The 2757-nt window shown below is 36.0% G+C and carries 4 protein-coding genes; 3 read left to right on the forward strand and 1 reads right to left on the reverse strand.

Annotation, left to right across the window (positions count from 1 at the left end):
* The 3 genes from WBM49_RS02410 to WBM49_RS02420 form a co-directional block, all read left to right on the forward strand.
* Positions 1–427 (forward strand): hypothetical protein (locus WBM49_RS02410; RefSeq protein WP_424370470.1); only part of this gene is annotated, 427 nt, incomplete at its 5' end.
* 153 nt (positions 428–580) lie between these two features.
* Entirely contained in the window at positions 581–952 is a 372-nt protein-coding gene (locus WBM49_RS02415; protein WP_424370471.1) for a transposase, read from the forward strand.
* Complete coding sequence (locus WBM49_RS02420; RefSeq protein ID WP_424370472.1) at positions 952–1809, forward strand: IS3 family transposase; 858 nt, start codon at positions 952–954, stop codon at positions 1807–1809. The genes WBM49_RS02415 and WBM49_RS02420 overlap by 1 nt, the downstream gene beginning before the upstream one ends.
* Here the strand turns inward: WBM49_RS02420 and WBM49_RS02425 are convergent.
* On the reverse strand, positions 1781–2548 hold the full coding sequence (locus WBM49_RS02425) for a carboxypeptidase-like regulatory domain-containing protein (RefSeq protein WP_424370473.1): 768 nt from the start codon (positions 2546–2548) through the stop codon (positions 1781–1783). The genes WBM49_RS02420 and WBM49_RS02425 overlap by 29 nt on opposite strands.
* Between the last annotated feature and the right edge of the window lie 209 nt (positions 2549–2757).

Here is a 2757-nt window from a genome sequence, read left to right on the forward strand (position 1 = left end):
TGATATAATTCTACCGGAAAATTTTAAAGGAACAGCTATTATAATAGACAATGCTGATTTTGGGCAAACTTTCGAAAAAAAGAATAGACGTGAACAAATAATATTCGATGAAAACGGAATTGCATTCTATCCAACTGAATTAGAAATGGACAGGTCAAAATTTAGAGTCTTTACCAAACAAAAAAATGGCGAATTAAAACAAATATTGTTGAGCTCGGAAACTACTGAAAAAAATACTCTTTTAGCTTACGGAGAAAGTAGTTTTGAAAAAACTGTTGAATCTGAAATCAAATATATTCCGTATGATTTTGTAAAAATTGGTGAGAATTTTGAAGAACAAAGTGAAGCCGAAAAAAGATGTGAATTGATTGAAAAAATAAAAGAAGGAAAATTAAAAACTGTGTACAACACCGTATATAAAAAATAGCGGTTTAAGTAATTAAACAAAAGAAAATCAATAAAATAAAGGTCGTTGTAAAACCTAAAAATTAGTACTATAAATCCGCTACTTTTCATATACAAGACCGTTGTGCATAATATTGACCCGTCCTGAAATATGTATACAAAAAACCAAATGTATATGTATAAAAATGATGGATATGTGAGACGTTACAGCGAGAGCTTTAAACTCAAAGTATTAGCAGAACTTACCAAAGGGAACCATTCCAAAAGACAAATTGCATTAACTTACGGGATACAATCCAGTACTATAAACGTATGGATCAAAAAGTATGATCGTAAAGATTTAATGAACACCCGTGTAACCGTGCAAACAGACGATGAACTAAGCCGTATCAAAGCCCTTCAGAAGGAGCTGAAACAATTAAAGGACCTTCTCATCAAAAAGGACCTGGAAAAGCTCGTTACGGACAGCTATCTTGAAGTAGCTGCCGAGAACCTGGGATATAAAGATGTTGAAGAATTAAAAAAAAACTTAAACATCGAGCCCTAATGAAAACGGCACCAAAAAACAGAAAGGATAGACAGTTCACTATCGATGCCATTTGTGATGCATTCTCTTTAAAAAGAGATGCCTATTATAAATTCCATAAACGCTATACCGCTAAAAAAGAAGTAGAACAAATCGTTGTCGGACTCGTTAGAAAAAGTAGAAGAACGCTACCCAGGGAAGGAACTAGAAAGCTGATGAAATCATTAAATCAAGACTTTCAAAAAAGGCACCTGAAAATAGGTAGAGATAGGCTGTTCCATATCTTGAGAGAAAACGGACTACTTGTCAGAAGAAAAAAATATTCTTCCAGGACAACAAATTCATACCACCGATTCTACAAGTACAATAACATCATTAAGGACCTTAAAATCGATAGGCCCGATCAAGTCTGGGCCTCCGACATAACATACATCAGGACCATTAACGGATTCTGTTACCTAGCATTGATTACCGACATGTATTCAAGGAAAATAGTCGGGTACGACCTAAGTGATAGTCTAGAACTTAATGGCTGCCTAAGAGCGCTGAACAAAGCCATATACCACGCCAAAAACACTAATGGACTTATTCACCACTCGGACAGGGGCATTCAATATTGCAGTAATGTTTACACTCAAATTTTAAAAAGAAAGAAAATAGAAATCAGTATGACCGAAGAAAACCATTGCTACGAAAACGCAATGGCAGAAAGGGTAAATGGAATACTAAAGGATGAATTTTATCTTGACCAAACCTTTACCAGCGTGGTGCAAGCTAAGAAAGCAACCAAAAACGCAATCAAATTATACAACTCTAAAAGATTGCATTTATCTTTAGATTACAGAACACCTAATTACGTGCATCAATATGCCGCTTAAAACTAATATTAATCTGTAGCCGTATTTTAGGACGTGACAGACCATATCTGCCGGTTATTCCAAGACCACTAAGTATGGCTATGCGTTCAACATTTTCCACCATTACAAAATCCGGAAATTCAGTTAAGATAAGTCCGTCAACATCATAAATAGCCGGGTATAAACCTATACCATTGGTTCTTAGATAGATCGTTGGTTTATTGAACTTCTCAGCAAATCTCTCCACACGAATCCCAGCAAAGCGATATTGTAGCGCAGAAGCCAAGTCTATACCACCGTAGATTAATTGAGATTTATCAATCATGCGCATTGAAAAATTAACAGCTTCTTTGTCTAACATCCCAAAGGCCGTTTGTATCAAGTTTTTATTGGAGTTATACTCCATTCTTAGTTGCTTCTGGCTTTTGATCCTTGTTTTTTTTACCACCACCTCATCTAATACGGTTACTCTCGCATTCATTTTAATATTCAGGACCGAGGTTACATCCTCTACGACAATCTCCATATCGGACAAGCCGGGATAGGAGAAGGTGATTAAGTCTCCAGGACTTGTCTGTAACTGGTACATTCCCTTGGCATCCGTTTTTACCACCTCGCCGGTTCTGTCTGATTGCACTTCAGCATTGATCAATGGGGTATCCATAGTGGTCACTTTGCCACGTATGGTAAGTTGTTTTTCCTGGGCTTGAATTGATAGGGTAGCAATTAAGAAAAGGAGTGAAAAAATGATTTGTTTCATAGCAAAAACTATAATGAATCTTTCAAAAACAGTCTAAAAATCTGACCTTCTCCCTTAAATATAGCAATTTTTTTACTATTTCACCGACAGTATTTGTAGCTGTTTGGTTTCATCCTGTTCTATGAAATGTACTACAATCTCTTCTGCGGTCTGGTCCGGGTATCCAAAATTTTGAAAAATGGTACATTTTAATACCAGCGGCTCTTTTT

The organism is Muriicola sp. (assembly GCF_049669965.1).
Classification (GTDB): Bacteria; Bacteroidota; Bacteroidia; order Flavobacteriales; family Flavobacteriaceae; genus Muriicola.

What these genes read in the sequence shown, in the direction of transcription:
- WBM49_RS02415 (WP_424370471.1), top strand. Translation starts at nt 581, where the DNA reads ATGTATAAAAATGATGGATATGTGAGACGTTACAGCGAGAGCTTTAAA.
- WBM49_RS02420 (WP_424370472.1), top strand. Translation starts at nt 952, where the DNA reads ATGAAAACGGCACCAAAAAACAGAAAGGATAGACAGTTCACTATCGAT.
- WBM49_RS02425 (WP_424370473.1), bottom strand. Translation starts at nt 2,548, where the DNA reads ATGAAACAAATCATTTTTTCACTCCTTTTCTTAATTGCTACCCTATCA.